Source organism: Limnohabitans sp. 103DPR2 (assembly GCF_001412575.1).
GTDB lineage: Bacteria > Pseudomonadota > Gammaproteobacteria > Burkholderiales > Burkholderiaceae_C > Limnohabitans_A.
In genome coordinates this window covers 549553-568720 of sequence record NZ_CP011834.1, presented here as the reverse complement: position 1 = coordinate 568720, position 19168 = coordinate 549553, and the positions used below count along the sequence as shown (strand labels likewise).

General features: G+C 52.0%; 16 protein-coding genes. 15 read left to right on the top strand and 1 reads right to left on the bottom strand.

The features are described from left to right. Window positions 1-14 precede the first annotated feature (14 nt). From L103DPR2_RS02715 to L103DPR2_RS02670, 10 genes are all read left to right on the top strand, one after another. Window positions 15-782, top strand: a complete 768-nt coding sequence (locus L103DPR2_RS02715) for a flagellar basal body rod C-terminal domain-containing protein (RefSeq protein ID WP_055359638.1) — start codon at window positions 15-17, stop codon at window positions 780-782. A 43-nt stretch (window positions 783-825) separates the two neighbouring features. Continuing rightward, window positions 826-1608 carry a flagellar basal-body rod protein FlgG gene (flgG, locus tag L103DPR2_RS02710; RefSeq protein ID WP_197274898.1) on the top strand — a complete coding sequence of 261 codons (783 nt, stop codon included), beginning with the start codon at window positions 826-828 and terminating at the stop codon, window positions 1606-1608. A gap of 11 nt (window positions 1609-1619) precedes the next feature. After that, window positions 1620-2351 (top strand): flagellar basal body L-ring protein FlgH, encoded by a 732-nt coding sequence (locus L103DPR2_RS02705; protein ID WP_082466688.1) that lies wholly within the window; start codon window positions 1620-1622, stop codon window positions 2349-2351. A gap of 30 nt (window positions 2352-2381) precedes the next feature. Then, window positions 2382-3530, top strand: coding sequence for a flagellar basal body P-ring protein FlgI (locus L103DPR2_RS02700; RefSeq protein ID WP_055359636.1), 1149 nt, complete (start codon window positions 2382-2384; stop codon window positions 3528-3530). A gap of 98 nt (window positions 3531-3628) precedes the next feature. Then, window positions 3629-4144 (top strand): rod-binding protein, encoded by a 516-nt coding sequence (locus tag L103DPR2_RS02695; protein WP_055359635.1) that lies wholly within the window; start codon window positions 3629-3631, stop codon window positions 4142-4144. Next, window positions 4141-6912: a flagellar hook-associated protein FlgK gene (gene flgK / locus L103DPR2_RS02690; RefSeq protein ID WP_055359634.1), complete on the top strand. Its 2772-nt coding sequence runs from the start codon at window positions 4141-4143 to the stop codon at window positions 6910-6912. Before L103DPR2_RS02695 ends, flgK begins: the two co-directional genes overlap by 4 nt. 22 nt (window positions 6913-6934) lie before the next feature. Then, entirely contained in the window at window positions 6935-7858 is a 924-nt protein-coding gene (gene flgL, locus L103DPR2_RS02685) for a flagellar hook-associated protein FlgL (RefSeq protein ID WP_055359633.1), read from the top strand. A gap of 17 nt (window positions 7859-7875) precedes the next feature. After that, the gene (fliD, locus tag L103DPR2_RS02680) at window positions 7876-9765 is read left to right on the top strand and encodes a flagellar filament capping protein FliD (RefSeq protein ID WP_082466687.1); all 1890 of its coding nucleotides are present in this window, start codon (window positions 7876-7878) and stop codon (window positions 9763-9765) included. 179 nt (window positions 9766-9944) lie between these two features. Next, window positions 9945-10343 (top strand): flagellar protein FlaG, encoded by a 399-nt coding sequence (locus L103DPR2_RS02675; RefSeq protein ID WP_082466686.1) that lies wholly within the window; start codon window positions 9945-9947, stop codon window positions 10341-10343. 135 nt (window positions 10344-10478) lie between these two features. After that, window positions 10479-11945 carry a flagellin N-terminal helical domain-containing protein gene (locus tag L103DPR2_RS02670; protein WP_055359630.1) on the top strand — a complete coding sequence of 489 codons (1467 nt, stop codon included), beginning with the start codon at window positions 10479-10481 and terminating at the stop codon, window positions 11943-11945. A gap of 59 nt (window positions 11946-12004) precedes the next feature. Here the strand turns inward: L103DPR2_RS02670 and L103DPR2_RS14280 are convergent, their stop codons facing one another. Next, a complete protein-coding gene (locus tag L103DPR2_RS14280; RefSeq protein WP_156339844.1) occupies window positions 12005-12154 on the bottom strand; it encodes a hypothetical protein in 150 nt (49 codons plus the stop codon). A 37-nt stretch (window positions 12155-12191) separates the two neighbouring features. Between L103DPR2_RS14280 and L103DPR2_RS02665 the strand changes: the two genes are divergently transcribed. The 5 genes from L103DPR2_RS02665 to fliF all read left to right on the top strand — a co-directional run bounded on the left by L103DPR2_RS02665 (window position 12192) and on the right by fliF (window position 19165). Continuing rightward, entirely contained in the window at window positions 12192-12659 is a 468-nt protein-coding gene (locus L103DPR2_RS02665; RefSeq protein WP_055359629.1) for a tetratricopeptide repeat protein, read from the top strand. Window positions 12660-12757: 98 nt separating this feature from the next. Continuing rightward, complete coding sequence (locus tag L103DPR2_RS02660; RefSeq protein ID WP_055359628.1) at window positions 12758-15025, top strand: flagellin N-terminal helical domain-containing protein; 2268 nt, start codon at window positions 12758-12760, stop codon at window positions 15023-15025. Between the two features lie 254 nt (window positions 15026-15279). Further along, window positions 15280-16815, top strand: a complete 1536-nt coding sequence (locus L103DPR2_RS02655; RefSeq protein ID WP_055359627.1) for a sigma-54 interaction domain-containing protein — start codon at window positions 15280-15282, stop codon at window positions 16813-16815. An 11-nt stretch (window positions 16816-16826) separates the two neighbouring features. After that, entirely contained in the window at window positions 16827-17198 is a 372-nt protein-coding gene (fliE, locus tag L103DPR2_RS02650) for a flagellar hook-basal body complex protein FliE (RefSeq protein ID WP_055359626.1), read from the top strand. 65 nt (window positions 17199-17263) lie between these two features. Next, complete coding sequence (gene fliF / locus L103DPR2_RS02645) at window positions 17264-19165, top strand: flagellar basal-body MS-ring/collar protein FliF (RefSeq protein ID WP_055359625.1); 1902 nt, start codon at window positions 17264-17266, stop codon at window positions 19163-19165. Window positions 19166-19168 lie beyond the last annotated feature (3 nt).

The following is a 19168-nucleotide window of genomic DNA, read 5'->3' as shown; positions in this document are numbered from 1 at the left end:
CACAGGACTTCACCATGGATCGTTTAGCCTTTAACGCCGCGGCTGCCATCAATGAAATGCGGACCGGCCGCCAGATGACAACCAACGAATTGGCCAACGTTGCCACACCTGGCTTCAAGCGAAGCTTTGAGTCGGCCATGATGACCCTGAAGGTTCAGGGCGCAGGTTTTGAATCGCGCTTGCAGCCTCAAGCTTTCTCTAGTGACAACATCAACATGAAGCCTGGTGTGATCATCAAAACAGGCCGCGATTTGGATGTGGCCATGGACGATCAAACCGTGATGGGCGTGACAGCCCCTAACGGCGAGTTGGCGTTTACGCGTCGCGGTGATTTAAAAATGAACAGCAATGGTGTTTTGGAATTGGGCACAGGTGCCTTGGTTCGTGGCCAAAACGGCGGTCCCATCACCATTCCGCCGGGCTTCTTTGTCAAGATCAACAAAGACGGATCGGTGTTTGCCACCAATCCAGCTCAGGCCGGTGTGGCAGCGCCTGTTTTGATTGACAAAATTTTGCTGCGCGACGCCAGCCAGGTGAGTTTGGAGCGACGTGAAGATGGTCTTTACAAAGTTGTTGGAAAGCCTACCAACGAAGACATTCCTGTGACTGGCAAATTGGCCACCCTCACACCCGAAACATTGGAAGGTTCCAACGTCAACGCCATGGAAGTGATGGTGAAGTTGATGGACCAAAGCCGTTCATTTGAGATGCAAGTGAACGTGATCAAACAAAACAAAGACGTTGATGAGTCGGGCGGCAGCATGATGCGCGCCTCTTCTTGATCAACTTTTTAAGCAACAACTGAACATTTAAAAGGAGCTCGCCATGGACGCAAGTATGTGGGTAGCCAAAACTGGCCTTGATGCACAACAAACGCGCATGAACGTCATTTCCAATAACTTGGCCAACGTGAATACCACGGGCTTCAAGCGCGATCGCGCTGTGTTTGAAGATTTGCTCTATCAAAACATTCGCCAAGCGGGCGGCCAAACAGGTGCCACCACACAGGCACCGACCGGCTTGATGTTGGGTACGGGTGTGCGTGTGGTTGCCACTGAAAAGCAAAATGCGCAAGGCAACATGGTGAACACGCAAAACCCATTGGACGTGGCCATTACCGGCGAAGGTTTTTTCCAAATTTCACAGCCCGATGGCACCATTGCTTACACCCGCGACGGTAACTTCAAACTGTCCAACACGGGTCAAATTGTCACGGCCTCTGGCGCTTTGTTGCAGCCAGCCATCACCATTCCCAACACCGCCTCCACCGTGACCTTTGGTCGTGACGGTACGGTGTCGGTTGAATTGGCAGCTGGTGGTTCTCAAGTGATTGGCCAAATTCAATTGGCGCGCTTTGTGAATCCAAGTGGCTTGGAAGCCAAGGGTCAAAACTTGATGAAGGAAACCCCTGCATCAGGTGCACCTCAAGTATTGCAACCTGGCGTTACTGGCGCTGGTACTTTGATGCAAGGCACGCTAGAAGCGTCCAACGTGAACGTGGTGGAAGAAATGGTCAACATGATCGAAACCCAACGCGCTTACGAAATCAACTCCAAAGCCATCTCTGCTGTAGACGGCATGCTGAAGTTCATCAACAACAACCTCTAAGGTAAATCCTCATGAACTTGCTTGCAACTTCTGCTCAGTCTCTTTGCCACGCCTACGGCCGCCGCGCCGCTGTCTTGGGCAGTGTGTTGTTGGCTGGGGCCCTCACAGCTTGCACCAGTGTTATGCCACCTCAGGCCATGACGCATTCGCCTCAGTTCGAACCGGTTTATCCCGTTCAAAGCGCTCGCGAAACCATGGCAACTGGCGCCATTTATGTGGGCCGCCAAAGCGACAGCTGGTTTGGCAAAGGTCGTAACTTCCAAGTGGGTGATGTCATCACTGTTTTGTTGAACGAGTCCACCCAAGCAGCTCGCACCCAAAACGGCACCATCACACGTGACTCTTCCAATACCTTGGTGCCCACAGGTTTGCAAAACTATGGCGCAGGTTTGGGTGGCTTTATGAAGGGCATCAATCTGACAGGCGGCTCTGTGTCCAACAAAGGCACCGGCGCAGCAGATCAACAAGCCAGCTTAAGTGGCTCGGTGGCTGTGGCTGTGGTGGAAGTAATGCCCAACGGCAACTTGGTGTTGCGCGGCGAAAAACAATTGGCATTGACCGAAGGCTCTGAAGTGATTCAAGTGGCCGGCATCATCCGACCAGAAGACGTTGCGCCCAACAACACGGTTCAATCTCGTCGCTTGGCCAACGCACAAATTGCATACCGCGGCACAGGCGACTTGGCAAATGCCACTCGCGCTGGCTGGGGCACCAGTGCCCTGCTGAAACTCTGGCCTTTCTAAACACAGGCACTTTGAAACATTGAGCACCCTATGAAAAAAATTGCCCGCCTCTGGACTGCCCCATGGACTGCACTTGCATTGGTGCTATCGCTCAGTTGCACCAGCGCTTTTGCAGACCGCATCAAAGATCTGACCAGCGTGGCCGCCATGCGCTCTAACCAATTGATTGGTTACGGTTTGGTGGTGGGCTTGCAGGGCACGGGTGACGGCGCAGATGTGTCGTTCACCGCACAAAGCATGAAAACCTTGCTCAACCGTTTGGGTGTGAGCTTGGAAGGTCCTTTGTCCGACTTTGAAACCGCCACCAGCGGCGGCAAAGTTGACATTAAAAACGTGGCCGCTGTGATGGTGACTGCCGAGCTGCCAGGCTTTGCAAAGCCTGGTCAAAAAATTGATGTTAACGTGTCAGCCATCGGCAAAGCCAGCAACCTTCGCGGTGGCACCTTGCTGCTGAGCAGCTTGCGCGGCGTGGATGGCGAAATCTATGCTTTAGCCCAAGGCTCACTCACAGCCACCGGCATTGACGCCGCTGCTGCAGGCTCCAAGGTCACCATTGGCGTTCCCACTGCGGCGCGCATTCCTTCTGGTGCCACCGTAGAGCGCGTGGTTGACAACCCATTCGACAAAGCCGATCGCATTGTGTTGAACGTGCGCGAAAGCGACTTCACCACCACCAACGCCATTGTGAATGCCATCAACGGCCGCTTTGGCAACGATGTGGCACGCGCCTTGGACGGTGTGTCCATTACCTTGCAAGCGCCTCAAGATTTAACGCAACGCGTGGCCTTCATGAGCATGATTGAAAACATGGACGTGATGCCAGGCGAGCCCACAGCCCGCGTGGTGGTCAATGCCAAAACGGGCACGGTGGTCATCAGCCGCAATGTTCGCGTGACTGCAGCTGCAGTTACCCACGGCTCCATCTCTGTCTCGATCGCAGCCACCAATGAAGTGTCTCAACCTGGTGCCTTCAGTCAAGGTCAAACCGCTGCCGTACAAAACGCAGACGTGACCGTGACGGAAGCGAACAAACCCATGTTCTTGTTCCAACCCGGTGTGGACCTGCGACAAATTGTGGACGCTGTGAACCAAGTCGGCGCCTCGCCATCCTCGTTGATTGCCATTTTAGAAGCGCTCAAAAGTTCTGGCAGCTTGCGCGCCGAATTGATCGTGATTTAAAGCACATGCACACCGGCAATAGAACGACACCCACACTGGCACAAGATTTGCTGATCTAGATCATTCATTGACCTTTACAGCACTTCACAAAGCACATCATGGACGCCATCAGCACTCCCGCCCCCAACTCCTACCTCGACTTTGACGGTCTAGGTCAGTTGAAGGGACAGGCACGTACCGATGCCAAGAGTGCCATCAAGGAAACCGCGCAACAGTTTGAAGCCTTGTTTCTGCAGATGATGATGAAGTCCATGCGCGACTCCATTGAGAAGAGCGAGCTGTCTGAGTCGAGCACCATGGACACCTTCCAGGGCATGTTTGACAAAGAAGTCTCGGTGCAGCTGGCCAAAAAGAACAGCATGGGCCTGGCCGACATGCTGGTGAAGAACTTAGAACAACAGCAAGCCAACATTGCCACTACGGCCGATATTTTGAAACAGCGGCAAGATCCTGCCGCTTTCAATGCCGTTGCCAAAGGCATGGCCCTCAATCCCAAGTCCATGGGCATGTCCATGGACAAGCTGAGCGACAAACCTGGTGGTATCCCCTTGCCTAAAGCGCAATTTTTGCCTTTGAATTTGCCACCCAAACCCATTAACGGGGGTGGCACATGACCGACTTAGTCAGCGTCGCCTCCAATGCGGTCCAGTCGTACCAACGTGCGCTGGGCACCGTGTCCAACAACATTGCCAACGTTTCGACGGACGGCTACTCACGCCAAGAAGTGGTCATGGCGGCCAACCCTGTGGCCAAAGTGGGTACGGTGTATTTGGGTACGGGTGTCACGGTAGACACCGTCAAGCGGCAATACGACACCTTTGCAGAAGCCAACCTGCGCAACAGCAACAGTGAATTGAGCAGCCAAGAACCCATGGTGAACTATGCCAATCGTGTGATTGACATCATGGGCAGCAACTCGATGGGCCTCAGTGGCGCCCTCGACCAATTCTTCAATGCAGCCCGCGACCTCTCGTCCGACCCCGCCTCCACCGTGATGCGTGGCAGCTTCTTGCGCGACTCGTCTAACTTGGCCGCGCGCTTTGGCGAACTTTCTTCCCAGCTTGACCTGATTCAAAACGAAACGGACGAGGCTGTGAAAAGCTACGCCAATTCGATGAACACCATCTTCAAGCAATTGGCCGAGGTCAACACACAGTTGACCAAGCAAAAATCTGCCAGCTTGCAACCCGCCGACCTGCTCGATCAGCGCGATGTGCTGCTGAAAGATCTGTCTAGCTACGCCCACATCAACACCTTCTTTGCAGAAAACGGTTCTGTCACCGTGAGCCTTGGCCCCTCGCTGTCGCGCGATGTGGTGGTGGATGGTATCAAGTCTTACATGTTGGGCACCGACTTTAATTCGGCTGCCCCAGAAAAAGTCAGCCTGGTCCTAGACCCCTATGGCGCAGCCACACCCCTGACCGGTTTGAGCGGCGGCAAGTTGGCCGGCATCATGAGCTTCCGTGAACAAGTGTTAGGGAGCAGCCGAAGCTCACTTGACACATTGGCCAGCAACTTTGTGAAAGAAGTGAACGCTATTCACACCGCCGGCATTGATGCTTATGGCAACAAAGGCACGGCACTGTTCACCATCGACAAAGCAGGCGTTGGCGCTGCAGGCACCGTCAACGTCGCCTTTGATGATGCTTTGAAAGTTGCAGCAGCTGCACAATTTCGCGTCATTGAAGCGCCCAACAACACGGGCAGTGCGGATGCAGGCATTTTGTATGTGCCGCCCAACTATGCTGGCCCCAAGCAGATCAGCGACGTGTTGGTGAACAACCCCAGCGAAGCCGCCGGCGTGTTAACTCGCACCATTGCCAGCAAGCCTTTTACTGCGGTGGCCACCATTCCCAATGGCATGCAAAACGTTGCAGTGTTCATGGGTGAGGCCGATCTAGGTCAACAGCTTCAGGTCTTCACGCGCGATGGTCGACAAATCATTGGCGCAGCCATCGACAGCACCTTGCAAGGCCAGGTGATGACCACCGCCAATGGCTTTGAAGCCAATGCAGGTTACAGCAGTGCTTACCTGAATGTGAACGGCACCGAAAGCTACAAAGATTTGAGCGTGTTTTATGGCGCCCGTGCAGACTTGCGCAAGCAGATGCAATGGGACATGACCCAAACCGATCCAGAGAAGCATCCACCTTTGGCGAGTACCAACTTGCCAGCCTTGCTAGAAGGCGGTCGCATTCAAACGGGATTGACGCGCATCGACGGTGCACTGTTCAACATCAATGGTGTTGAATTAGGACCCTTGACAGCGGCTTCAGGCACCTTGCAAGCCTCCGACATGGCCACTTGGATTCAAGCCGCAGGCGCATCTGGCATTACGGCCACAGCCAACAACCAAGTGCGAGTGCCAGCCAGCCAACTGCGACTTGATTTGCCTTTGTCGCTCAAGAGTGGCAATGCTGCAGGCTTTACAGCCATTACCACTGTGCCCACTGGCATCACCAGTCCTGCAGCTTTGGTGGCCGCCATCAATGCGCAAAGCCTCAACACCCAAATCCGTGCTTATATGGCCGACAACGGTGAATTGGTACTGACCAACACCACAGGCAATGAAGGCAAAGACATTGTGATTGACAGTGCCGCCACACCCAATGCACTGGGCATGAAAGCAGGTGCCTATGGCGGCAGCGTGAGCATTTCACGCAGCTTGGTTGAGGGCGTTGACACCCCCATCGAGCTGGGCTTTGCCAAGGGTACACCCGCTGACCTGGGCAAACTGGGTTTTAGAACTGGCGCCTACATCAAAGGCTCGCCCAACGAAGATTTGCTGGTGTTTGTAACCGGCACAGGCGAATCCAGAATTGCCGCCACATACAGCGGCAAGCCTGTTGATCCTAAAGAAGCTTTGCGCAGCAAACCTCTGCAGGTTAAGTTTGAGACCAACACACAGTTTACGATCACAGACGAAAGCACTGGTACCGTGGTGGCCAGACGCACATTTGATCCCAACGTATTAGAGCCAGCCTTCTCGTACCAAGGTGTGCAAATTTCATTTTCCAGCCCACCCAAGGCTGGCGACGTTTTTACCATTGACGGCAACAAAGACGGCACTGGCAACAACGAAAACATGTTGCAGCTGATCGACTTGGAATCCAAACCAGCGATGGGTGGCGGCAAAACATTTGCAGCGTCGTACATCGACAACGTGAACGACTTGGGCAACATTGCCCGCCAAGCCACCATCTCGCAATCGGCCCTGAAAGTGGTGTACGACCAAGCTGTCACAGCGCGCGACCAAGTGTCGGGTGTGAGCCTGGACGAAGAAGCCGCCGACCTGGTGCGCTATCAACAAGCCTACCAAGCCGCCGCCAAAATTTTGCAAGTGGCCAGCCAGCTGTTTGACAGCGTGCTACAAGTTCGTTGAAGTGCGTGAAAGCTAAAACATCATGAAAATTTCAACCCACCTTTTGTTTGACCGCGGCTCATCGCAAATGAGCAACGTGCAATCACAGCTGACCCAATCGCAAGCGCAATTGGCGCAGGGCAAACAAATCATCAACGCCAGCGACGCGCCCAACCAGGCCGCCACCATTCAGCGTTTGAAATCTATTTTGAACAAACAAGACAGCTACCAAAGCTCCTTGAACACCATCAAAGCACGCTTGCAAGGCGAAGACAGCACCCTGCAAAGCGTGAGTGATTTGCTTGTACGTGCCAAAGAAATAGCAGTTCAAGGCGCCAACGACACCTTGAACGCAGGTGATCGCAAAGCTTTGGCCACAGAAATGCAGGCCCTGCGCGACCAAATACTGAGCTTGGCCAACACCAAAGACAGCAATGGCAATTATTTGTTTGCTGGCAGTCGTGTGAAGCAACCCGCTTTTGTTGAAACTCCCAACGGCAGCCCTGAATACCGAGGCGACCAAACTCGTATGAACGTCCGTGTGGGCGATCAGCGCAGCATTCCCGTGAACCGAACTGGCACCGATGCATTTGTGCCGGTAGCGCGTACCGATGCCGATGGCAAAACCAGCGGGATTGGCTTCTTTCAAGTGATGGACAACCTGATTACCGGATTGAACACGAGTAAAGGCCCCGATATTCGGAGAGGTGTGGGTGAGCTGGACGATTTGATGCAAGGTGTTAGTTTGGCACGTGCCAACATTGGCACCAACTTGAATGTAGTGGACCAACAAAGCTCGGTGATTGAAGACACCACCTTAAACTTGAAAACCACTTTATCGTCCATTGAAGACTTGGACTACGCCAGCGCTATTACCAAAATGAACCAACAGATGATGAGCTTGGAAGCGGCGCAAGCCAGCTTTGCCAAGGTGAGTCAGTTGAACTTGTTCAACTACATCAAATAAAAGTAGCGGCATAAACCATGGTAACGGCTACGACCTCTAGCACGACGGCTGCAACATCGGCAACAAGCAGTGGCACCCCCACTGGCAATGCTGCGGCCAAATCGGCCGCCGCAAAACTGGTCAGCTCTTTGGGCTCGGGCTCGGGGGTTGATGTCAACTCTTTGGCCAACAGTTTGGTAGAGGCAGAAAAAGCACCTCGCCAGGCAGAAATCAATACCAAAGTCACCAAAGCAGAAGGCAGTATTTCTGGTTATGCCGCCATCAAATTTGTGCTGGGCGATTTGCAAACTGCATTCAGCAACCTGAAGAACCAAAGTTCCTTCAACACCTTGGTGCCGCAAAATAGCCAACCTTCGGCCGTCAACGTGACTACCACAGCCACGGCCACAACAGGCAGTCACACCATTGCCGTCACGCAGCTGGCGCAACAACAAAGAAGCATCTCGGCAGACAACGTGCCGGGTTTTGCTACACCTCTGTCCCAGGTGAATGGAGGCGCAGCTTTCAGCCTGGTTCTAAAAAACAGCATTGATCCAACGCCTACCAAAGTTTTCAGCTTGGGCAACAATGCGCTGTCAACGTCCACCATCACCTTCAAAGCCATGAACAAAGGCGATACGGTAACGGTGAATGGTTTGACCCTGACTGCCAACAAGTCTTTGAGCGCATCTGAAGTGGGTGAGTTGTACGACCAACTGGACACTACCACTGTCGCCGCAGTGGCTGCAGGCGGTGTAACAGCAGCATCCATCAACAGCGATGCCTTGGCCACCTACGGCACATTTTCAGGAAAATTTGCTACGGGCTACTCTTCTGGTGTGAACAACAACGGGGTGCTGACCCTCACTTCCACAGCCAACAACGCAGCCGATATTGCAACACCCACCGGCTCGCAATTTGCCAACAACATTGCCATTGCGGCCGATGCAACCACGCCAGCAGGCATTGTGGCCGCCATCAATTCGGCCAATTTAGGCGTTACCGCTCAGCTGATCAACACAGGCAACATTGCCACGCCCTACCGCATCATGGTGACTGGCTCAACAGGCGCCAGCAATGCATTCTCTTTGACCAGCCTCAAAGCTGGCGTTGGCGGAGGCGAAGTGTCTGGCATCAGCTTTGGCAAAACACTGCAGACAGCCCAGGATGCAAGCTTCAATGTAGACGGCATGGCCATGACGTCTAGCAAAAATACGATCACAGACGCCATTGCTGGCACCACCTTGAATTTAACGGCAACCACCACCGCTGGTGTGCCGGCCAATTTGGTGTTCTCCAGAGACACATCCTCTGTGAGCAGTAAATTGGATGCATTGGTCACCGCCTACAACGATGCCAACACCATGCTGGGCGTGGTGTCCGATCCAAAGTCCACGGTAGACACCTACGGCGCCACTTTGGTGGGCAACTCCATTGTGAGCACAGTACGCAGCCAAATTCGGCAAATGATCACCAGCAATTCCACCACGCCCGCTGGTGGTTTAACGGCTTTAAGAGACATCGGCTTTAGCATTGACCAAAAGGGCGTTTTGTCGATCGACAAGACCAAACTCGACAGCGCATTGCAAACAAATTACGACAATGTGGTCACATTGGTCACTGGCAACCGAGAAAACCAAAGCAAATATTCCGTACTACCCTCTGGTACCGCGGGCGAAGCCGTCAAAAAACTGACTGCAATGCTGGACCCAACGGCGGCGTTGACCACCCAAAGTACCAACCTGACCACCAAAATCTCGGACTACAAAAAGCAACTGGCCGACTTGGACACCCGCATGACGGCCCTTTTGGCCCGATACAACAAACAATTTGCCAATATGGACTCGTTGGTGGGCCAATCGAAGAGCCTCCAAACCAGCCTGAAGAGCACCTTTGACGGCATGATGGCCACTTACACCAATCAATAATTAGCCCTCTTTCTCCTCTGGGAGAGCCTTTTTTTCAAAAAAACTTGAAATCCGTCCTCAAGTTTGGCTTAGGCCTGCCGATTCACCAACCACTGAACTTCTCTTGACACTTTCTAGGTGCAGGAGACCGGTGGTATTCGGCATGTTCAGCATGCTTATGAAGAAAAGGACGGACAACTATGGTTTCCGAAATCAGCAATATTGCTAGAGGGGGTGCAGGCGTTGCAGTAGCCATGCCCAGTGCCCCTGCGCCTGCAAGTTCACAAGCACCTGGCAGTTCGGCCATTCAACTTCCTGAAACACCCAAAGTTCAAGCCCCTAAACCAGTGGCCATTAAGTTTGATGCTTCAGAAGTAAGGCAGAACCTGCAAGAAGCTGTGAGCATGCTCAATCAACAAATGGCATCCACAAAGCGTGGTCTGGGTTTCCAGATTGACGAGGCCGTCGGCGGCCCCGTGGTCACTGTGCGCAGCGCAGAGACCGGTGAAGTGGTTCGGCAAATTCCCAATGAAGTGGTGGTGCGTGTTGCGCACAACATTGAGAAGGTCAAAGGCCTGTTACTGAATGCAAGAGCTTGATGTGATAACAAAAAGACTTTGCATTATTTCTATTAACACACTCAAGTAATTTCTACAGATACCGAATCAGCAAGTAACAAGATTTCAAATTGGATTTCTTGTAACTTCGTTTTAAACCCCTGAAGGAGAAAATCCATGTCAACATCTATTAACACAAACATCAGTGCATTGGCCGCTCAAAGTTCCTTGCGTAAAACTGGCTTGACCCAAGATACCGCAATGGAGCGCTTGTCTACCGGCATCCGCATCAACAACGCCAAAGACGACGCTGCTGGCCTGGCCATCAGCACACGTATGACTGCCAACATCCGCGGCATTTCCGCAGCTATTCGCAATGCGAACGATGGCATCTCATTAACGCAAACGGCTGAGGGCAGCTTGACTGCAATTGGTGACAATCTTCAACGCATTCGTGAACTAGCAGTTCAATCTGCAAATACTGGTAACAACAACTCCGATCGCGGTGCGCTCAATGCCGAAGCCCAACAACTGATTAAAGAAATTGATCGTGTCGCAAATAACTCAGCCTTTAACGGTATTAAATTGCTTGACGGCAGCTTTCAAAATCAATCTCTCCAAGTTGGCGCGGGTAATGATGCTAATGATCGCATTTCAATTTCAATTGGAAATGCTAAAGCAAGTGCACTTGGTGTTTCTTCCACAGCAACCGTATCAGGCTCAGCTATATCCACTCAACTTACAAATGGCTTAATGTCAATTAATGGCATCAACGTAGGCGCTGCACTTTCGGACGGAGTTTCTGACACACAATCGTCTATTAGTGGGATTGCAGTTGCAAATGCCATCAACGCAGTTAGTTCACAGACTAAAGTAACTGCAACGGTAGCTGCTACAAAATTAGCCGGCACTACTGTCGATGCTGCTGGTTATGCTACTGCAATTGTAGATGGTACTGTAAAGATTAATGGCGTATCAATTGGCGCACTCGATGCAGCAACATCGATCGCTTCACGCGGATCCCAAGTTGCAGGTGCAGTAAATGCAATTTCAGATCAAACTGGTGTTACAGCAACTTTTGATACGACTACTGGTGCTGTGGCACTGACTGCAAATGACGGAAGAAATATTTCCATTATTGGGTCTGCTGCAGTGGCTGCCAACGTAACAGGCCTTGGCGTAGCTACTGCGACTACTGTTTCTGTTACGCGATCTAAAGTTACCTTGTCTACTTCAGATACTGCGGGTATTACTGTTGGAGGGAAAGCGGCCGATGTATTGACGGCGGCAGGTTTGGCAACTGGCACCACTGCTGCTACAGTTTCAGTAGGTGGCGTTGCATCTCTTAACTTGAACACAGCAGCAAGCTCACAAATTGCACTTTCAGCTCTAGACACTGCCATCAATACAATCACTGACGCTCGTGCCTCTATGGGTGCATATCAAAATCGTTTGACTGCCTCTATTGCAAACCTCGAAACAACGTCAATGAACTTGCAAGCTTCACGTAGCCGCATCTTGGACACTGACTACGCTAAGGAAACAACCAACTTGGCCAAGTCACAGATCATTACCCAAGCTGCTACAGCGATGTTGGCTCAAGCTAACCAGTCAGCTCAGTCTGTCTTGGCTTTGCTCAAGTAAGCTAACCCCTAAAGGATCGCTTGGTTTAACTAACCAAGCCCCTCTAAAAGCCACTGGCATCACAGCCAGTGGCTTTTTTTTGCCACTTTTTCAGCCGAAACGGCAACGCACTGCCACTTCCCGTCAGGCTTTTGACGCAAAGTGGCAAAGAAAAGCTGGCACACCTCTTGCTCCATACCCTGCATTCGCATCAGCAGCGTTGATTTCATTCAATTTGCTGGTGTTCATTCACTACAGGAGCTAGACATGCACATTGAATTACAACAGGCCATGCAACACTTGGTCGCAGAACAATCTTTGAACCTCAAAGAAGTTTCACGCTTTACACCAGTGGATTTCCGCCTGGGCATTCAATACCTTGTTGCGCAAGACCAACCCGACTTGGCACAAGCCTTGGCAGAAGCTGGTTTGGCTTTGTATCCCTTAAGTGAAGACATTCTGGCAATTTCTGGCCTCTTGGCCATTACCCGTGAAGACTGGCCTCTTGCTGTAGAAATTTTGCAAGACTTGGTCTCTATTCAAAACAACCGTGTTCAGCCTATGACGTACCAAATGTTGGCACGTGCATTGGCATGCAATCTGGATGTGGCCGAAGCACACCAAGTGCTGGAGACGGCTCTCCAAAAGTGGCCCAACGATGCCACCTTGATTCAAGAACGCAATGCAATGGCCGCAGTTCAGGATGCCATGCCTGCATCCACCTTAACCAACTAATTTATTAGTAATTGAACTAACGGCAATCAAAGCGGCAACGTGTTGCCACACAGCAATTCATCGCAATACCTTGCCACTCGCCCCATTAGGAGATACTCATGACCGTCATTAACACCAACGTCAAAGCCTTGTACACACAAGCGGCGCTGAAAGTGTCCAATCGCGACAGCCAAGTTGCCATGCAACAGCTGTCCACCGGCAAACGCATCAATTCATCCAAGGATGATGCCGCCGGCTTGGCCATTGCAGCCCGGATGACTCAAAACATCCAAGGTTTGAAACAAGCGGTTCGCAATGCAGGTGATGCGATCTCCATGATTCAAACGGCTGAGGGCGCCACACAAGAAATTACAGTCATGCTGCAACGCATGTCTGAATTGGCGGTGCAAGCTTCTAACTCGACCTACTCAGATGAGCAGCGCGGTTACCTTGACCAAGAGTTCCAGCAACTCAAGCAAGAGATTGTGCGGATTTCCAATACGCATGAATGGAATGGATTTCCTATTTTGAATGGTAAGGCAGGTACACCTGTTGGCGCACCCAAAATTGAAACGTTGAGACGCGATGGTGTGACATCTACCAACATTGGCAAAGCGCTGAATGCAGGAGATCTTGAAATTCAAACAGCGAATGGTTCATTTGCTATACCTGCTTCTTTATCATCTAGCGACCCCAAGAGCAGCGCCTTGGCTTTTTCAAGTAACAAAGCAGGTAGTGCTATAGCGATTGCAGCAGCCATCAATTCGCAAATTGGCGTAACAGGTGTCAATGCAACTGTAAACGGCGCAGTCGTTTCTGCCAATAAAACTACCGTAGGTACGACGTCCATTCAAACTGACTTGTATGTCAATGGCGTTAAGGTTTCCTTGAGTTTGTCAGCGGGTCAAACTGAAAGCGAACGTCGTCAATATGTGATGGAAAGTATTAATGCTGGTACTGAAGTTCACGGTGTTTCTGCTGGTGACGGCGGTGGCGGTGGATTGACCTTGAAAACAATCGACGGACGTAACTTGTCCGTTTGGTATGACTCAACTTCTGTACAAGGTTCTGACTTTGGTTTGGGCATGAATACAGCGACACCGTCTAACCCTGTTGGTGTGACGGGCATTAGCGGCTCCGCAGCTGTGACAGCCGGTAGCTTTGAAACCTCAGCAATCACATTCAAGGATTTAACAGCAGGTCAAAAAGTGACGTTGAATGGACTTACATTCACGTCAACAGGCGCCACAACCGCGGCACAAGTGGCCGCCGCTTTCTCTTCATTAACATCGGGTATGACTGGCGTAGCAGCAACAGCATCACACCCCGTCAGTGCAGCGCTCGGCACCTATTCTGGTACTTTCTATGAAGGTTTTACAACAGGCACGACAACAACGGCAGCTTTAACTGCAACAGCAACTGGCAAAGGTAATGTCGGTAATATTGCCAGTTCCGGACCTGTCCTGACGATTTCTCAAGGTGGAACTACAGCTGAAACTGCCACCGTCACCTTCAATGATTTAGCAGCTGGCGAAAAAGTTTCGTTTGGCGGAATTGAATTCACCTCAACAGGTGTAACTACTGGCGCACAAATTGCCACGCTTTATTCTTCTTTGGCTGCCGGTGGGGTTCCCACATCTGCTTTGGGTACTTTTACTGGTACTCTGGCTGCAGGCTTCTCAACAGGCGCAGCGTTTGGCTCTTCAGTCACTGCAACATCTGCTACAACGGCAAACGTCGCAGACCTTACTGTATCTGCTTCATATGCACCTGCAGTCATTGTTAGCAATGGTGCAACTGTGGCTGCATCGACTGCTTACGGCACGGTCACATTGACTTCAAATAATCCATTCACCATTAAGCCTGGTGCCAATGCTTACGCTCAAGGATCAACACCTGCTGTTGATCCAACATACTCAAACTTTTCTGCATTGGGATTCGAAGCAAAAACAATTAATCCTAAAAACATTGGTCGCTTAAGCTTCCAAGTGGGTCCTGCAGAAAACCAGTTGATCAACATCGACATGGCAGACTTTGGCCCTAATGGCGACATCACTGGTCCTATTACCAGCGACAAAGCACCCACCAACATTCGCACTGTTCAATCGTCTAACGACGTGATCATGAATGTGAACAAATCCCTGGACCGCATTGCCGAAGTGCGCGCCACCATGGGTGCGGTGATGAATCGTTTGGAACACGTGATGGATAACTTGACCAATGTGGTCATGAACTCCGAAGCATCACGCAGCCAAATTGAAGACGCAGATTACGCACAGGCCTCTACCGAGTTGGCCCGTACGCAAATCATGCAGCAAGCTGCTACTGCGGTGTTGGCACAAGCCAATACATCGCAGCAGACCGTACTCAAGTTGTTGCAAGGCTAAGACCTTTCTTCCTACTAGCGGAGACGCTGGCGTCTGAAACCCTGAGTTTCATGCGCCGGCGGTTTCACGCCAACTTGCTCGCAGACCCAGTCTTGCGTGCTTTGGTGTGTGGATTGGCTTTGTCCATAACCCTGATTTACTGTCGGTAAATTGACGAAAAGCCTTGTTTTTATACGTCATAAGTATTCAATTTAACATGGCACGGCCATTGCTACTACTCATGCATTCCTATGCACATGAGGCACCAGAAAGCAATGAGCTCTTTACATACCGCGCAACAAGTTCTGTGGCTGGACCCCGTCCAGCCTCTCGACGCGCCTGAGCACGCCCAGTTAACCGACGCGGGTTTGGCAATCCGCTGCATTAACACGCTTGACGAACTTCAATCGGCTTTGAGCCATGGCCAAACATTGGCCTTGGTCATTCGGCACGACAACACCATGGACTTGCTCAAAAGCTGCCAGACGCTGATGTTGCGTGCTGGCATTTCTGTGCCCATGGTCTGCCGTGTTGATCGACGCAACCTAGAACTGGCCGTTCAAGCCATGCGCCAAGGTGCTGCCCATGTGTTGGCAACCGACGACTGGTCTGCAGGCTCTTGGCAAACTGCACATCAAGCCATTCAAGCTTTGCGTTTGTCTTCTTCTGCCGCTTCGATGGTTGCGCGCATGGCGCCGCCTACAGAAGTGGTTGCAGCGGCTACTCCCCAAAAGAGTGTGGTGTACGTCGACCCCGTTAGCCGTCATTTGTTGGCACTTGCCCAACGCGTGGCACAAGCCAATGTAACCGCCCTCATCGAAGGCCCTACGGGTGCCGGTAAAGAAATTTTGGCACGTGTGTTGCACGAGTCATCAAAACGTGCACGTGGCCCCTTCGTTGGTTTGAACTGCGCAGCCTTGCCAGAGCAACTGATTGACGACATGTTGTTCGGCCATGAAAAAGGCGCGTTCACTGGCGCACAAAAAGAATTCAAGGGTTTGTTTGAACAAGCCCAAGGCGGCACTTTGTTCTTGGACGAAATTGGCGAGATGCCTTTGCACTTGCAAGCCAAGCTGCTGCGCGTATTGCAAGAGCGTTTGTTGACACGTTTGGGTTCTGAACGCCAAGTGGCTTTGGATGTGCGTGTGATTGCCGCAACCAACAAAGACCTGCGCGTGGCCATTGCCGAGCGCCAGTTCCGCGAAGATTTGTATTTCCGCATCAGCACGTTCAAACTGCGCGTGCCGCCCCTGCGTGAACGCCGTGGCGACATCTTGCCATTGGTGGCCAGCTTGTTGTTACGCCACTCGCCCAATGCACAAGAGTTCACTTTGAGTGATGAAGCTCAAGCACAACTCTTGGCTTACCCATGGCCAGGCAATGTGCGCGAATTGGAAAACGTGGTGCAGCGCGCTGTGGTGTTGTGTTCTGACCAGCACATTGAAGCGCATCACTTGATGTTTGACGATGCGGCCGACATGCAATTGCATATGGCACAAGAGCTGGTGAATACACCAGTTGCTTCTACAGCCCCAACATTGACAGCACCTGCCACGCATGTGGCGAGCTTCAACATGCCCACCGAAGCATTGCGCTATCCCGACACCAGCGCAGCCGAAGACAACGCAGTCATTGCCTCAAATTTGCAAGAGGCAGTAAAGAGCAGCGAGCACCAAATGATTTTGGCGGCCATTCAAACCACCGAGAGCCGCATGGAAGCGGCTGCCAAGTTGGGCATCAGCCCACGCACCTTGCGCTACAAGTTGGCCAAGCTGAAGGCTGAAAACGGCTCAATGACTTGGGCCGCTTAAGGGGAACACACATGATCGACAAAATCAATTCACAAAGCAATATTCAATCGATGTTGCAAACCCTTCGCTCTTACCAGTCCCAAGCCGCTGGCGGCATGGACGAGGATGGCAACAAAGTGGGCGGCCTCAATGGATTGAGCGGTTCACAAGGTCCACAGGGCCCGGCTGGATTTGGCGACTTGATGCGTCAAACCGTTGACAAAGTGAACGAGAACCAAATGAACGCTTCCAAAATCGCGGCCTCTTACGAGCGCGGTGAAGGCGTGCCACTCACCGATGTGGTGTTGAGCATGCAGAAATCGTCCTTGAGTTTTGAAGCCACATTACAGGTGCGCAACAAAGTGCTGAAGGCATACGAAGACATTTTGAACATGCCGGTTTAAGCCGCATTGAACTGAACACAGATTTAGTTTTGTCAATTTAAAGATACGACAGAGAGATTCTCACCATGGCCACTACAGTAGCTCCCTTTCAGCCCGGACTAGCCTCCGCTGGTTCGAGCAACACCGCACTCACCACCACCGGTGGTGGCAACGCCAACGCGGGCGGTGCATTGGCAACGTTCACGCCTGGCATAGATGTTCAAAACAATCCAGGTTATAGCAATGGCGGCGGCGCTGCCTCTGGCCCTTTGGCGTCTGTGCAGCAAATGATGCAGCAACCTGGCGTCAAAAAAGCCATGCCCCTCATCTTGATGGGCTTGGCTGTTTTGTTGTTTGCCATTCTGTACGTGTGGATCAACATGCCCAGCTATCGCCCTCTCATGGTCAACATGAGCGAGGCCGATCAGCAAACGGCCATGGAAGCTTTGAAGGCCAGTGAGTTCAAGCCTGTGATGGACCCAGCTTCCGGTCAAATTACTGTGCCTTCCAACAAGTACCACGAAGCCCGAATTTTCTTGGCTTCTAAAGGCATTCCAAAAACTGGCAACTTGGGCATGGAGTCTTTGAAAGACCAATCGGCCATGACCACCAGCCAGTTCATGGAACAAGTGCGCTACACCTCGGCCATGGAGCAAGAGTTGGCACGCACCATCATGCAAATTGACACCATTCAACAAGCCCGTGTGCACTTGGCCATGCCCAAGCAATCGGTGTTTGTGCGTGACCGTACGCCCCCCAAAGCTTCTGTGGTGATCACGCCTTATGCAGGTCGTTCAGTGTCACCCAACCAGGTTCAGGCCTTGGTGCATTTGGTGGCGTCTAGTGTGCCCTTGATGACACCTGAAAACGTGGCTGTTGTTGACAACCAAGGTAAGCTGATCACTGATTCCAGTACAGCTGCTGCGCTGGGTTTGACCTCGGCACAAAGCACGCACAAACAAAAATTGGAAGATGTGTATCGCCAGCGCGTGATGCAAATCTTGGCGCCCATTGTGGGCGACAACAATGTTCGCTCACAAGTGAACATGGCCATGGACTTCACACAAACCGAAGTCACAACAGAAGACTTTGACACCCGTGAAAAGGGTCCCAAGACGCGATCTGAAGCACTCAGCGAAGACAAGAACTCCGCCATGGAAGCCTCTGGTGTACCTGGCACTTTGTCCAACACACCGCCACCCGCACCTTCAGCCACAACCAACTCTTCGGCTGCCACAACAGCTGGCGCAGGTGGCGGCTCGAACAGTACCACAGCGCGTAGCACACGTAACTACGAACTCGACCGTTCTGTTCGTCACGTTAAAAATGCCACAGGCATTGTGGAGCGCTTGAGTGTGGCCGTGCTGATCAACGAGCGCGCACCCACTGTGACGAAAAACGAAAAAGGTGAAGTCACCGACTCCAAGCCCAACCCCTACACTGAGGAAGAAATTACCCGCATGCAAGACCTGGTGCGCGGCGTGGTGGGATTTGACGAGAAACGTGGCGATGTGGTCACTGTGGTGCAAGCCAAATTTGAACCCGAAGCCGTTTACGACTTGAGCATTCCTTGGTACAAAGACGAGTCCATGCAAACCTACATCAAGAGTGGTTTGCTGGGTGTGGTGTTCTTGGCCTTCCTCATGATGGTGATCCGTCCTGCTATGCTGCGCATGTTGGGCTTGCTCAAAACGCCAGCCGAGTTGGAAGCCGAAGCTGCTGCTGCCGAAGCTGCTGCCGCTGCCGCGAAGGTTGCGCTGGGCGATGGCGAGTTGTCACCCGAAGACATGAACGCCATCCAGTTGGGCGAAGGCGAAACCTTGGAAGACATCAAGGCCAAGCTCAAGCCGAAGAAATCAAGCATCTCCATGGAGATGTTGGACACGGCCAACACGTACGACGACAAGGTGGCTTTGGTTCGCATGATTGTGGCGGAAGACACATCGCGTGTGGCCAGCGTGCTCAAGAAGATGATCAAAGTAGCCTAAGGA

What these genes read in the sequence shown, in the direction of transcription:
- L103DPR2_RS02715 (WP_055359638.1), top strand. Translation starts at nt 15, where the DNA reads ATGGATCGTTTAGCCTTTAACGCCGCGGCTGCCATCAATGAAATGCGG.
- flgG (WP_197274898.1), top strand. Translation starts at nt 826, where the DNA reads ATGGACGCAAGTATGTGGGTAGCCAAAACTGGCCTTGATGCACAACAA.
- L103DPR2_RS02705 (WP_082466688.1), top strand. Translation starts at nt 1,620, where the DNA reads ATGAACTTGCTTGCAACTTCTGCTCAGTCTCTTTGCCACGCCTACGGC.
- L103DPR2_RS02700 (WP_055359636.1), top strand. Translation starts at nt 2,382, where the DNA reads ATGAAAAAAATTGCCCGCCTCTGGACTGCCCCATGGACTGCACTTGCA.
- L103DPR2_RS02695 (WP_055359635.1), top strand. Translation starts at nt 3,629, where the DNA reads ATGGACGCCATCAGCACTCCCGCCCCCAACTCCTACCTCGACTTTGAC.
- flgK (WP_055359634.1), top strand. Translation starts at nt 4,141, where the DNA reads ATGACCGACTTAGTCAGCGTCGCCTCCAATGCGGTCCAGTCGTACCAA.
- flgL (WP_055359633.1), top strand. Translation starts at nt 6,935, where the DNA reads ATGAAAATTTCAACCCACCTTTTGTTTGACCGCGGCTCATCGCAAATG.
- fliD (WP_082466687.1), top strand. Translation starts at nt 7,876, where the DNA reads ATGGTAACGGCTACGACCTCTAGCACGACGGCTGCAACATCGGCAACA.
- L103DPR2_RS02675 (WP_082466686.1), top strand. Translation starts at nt 9,945, where the DNA reads ATGGTTTCCGAAATCAGCAATATTGCTAGAGGGGGTGCAGGCGTTGCA.
- L103DPR2_RS02670 (WP_055359630.1), top strand. Translation starts at nt 10,479, where the DNA reads ATGTCAACATCTATTAACACAAACATCAGTGCATTGGCCGCTCAAAGT.
- L103DPR2_RS14280 (WP_156339844.1), bottom strand. Translation starts at nt 12,154, where the DNA reads ATGAAATCAACGCTGCTGATGCGAATGCAGGGTATGGAGCAAGAGGTG.
- L103DPR2_RS02665 (WP_055359629.1), top strand. Translation starts at nt 12,192, where the DNA reads ATGCACATTGAATTACAACAGGCCATGCAACACTTGGTCGCAGAACAA.
- L103DPR2_RS02660 (WP_055359628.1), top strand. Translation starts at nt 12,758, where the DNA reads ATGACCGTCATTAACACCAACGTCAAAGCCTTGTACACACAAGCGGCG.
- L103DPR2_RS02655 (WP_055359627.1), top strand. Translation starts at nt 15,280, where the DNA reads ATGAGCTCTTTACATACCGCGCAACAAGTTCTGTGGCTGGACCCCGTC.
- fliE (WP_055359626.1), top strand. Translation starts at nt 16,827, where the DNA reads ATGATCGACAAAATCAATTCACAAAGCAATATTCAATCGATGTTGCAA.
- fliF (WP_055359625.1), top strand. Translation starts at nt 17,264, where the DNA reads ATGGCCACTACAGTAGCTCCCTTTCAGCCCGGACTAGCCTCCGCTGGT.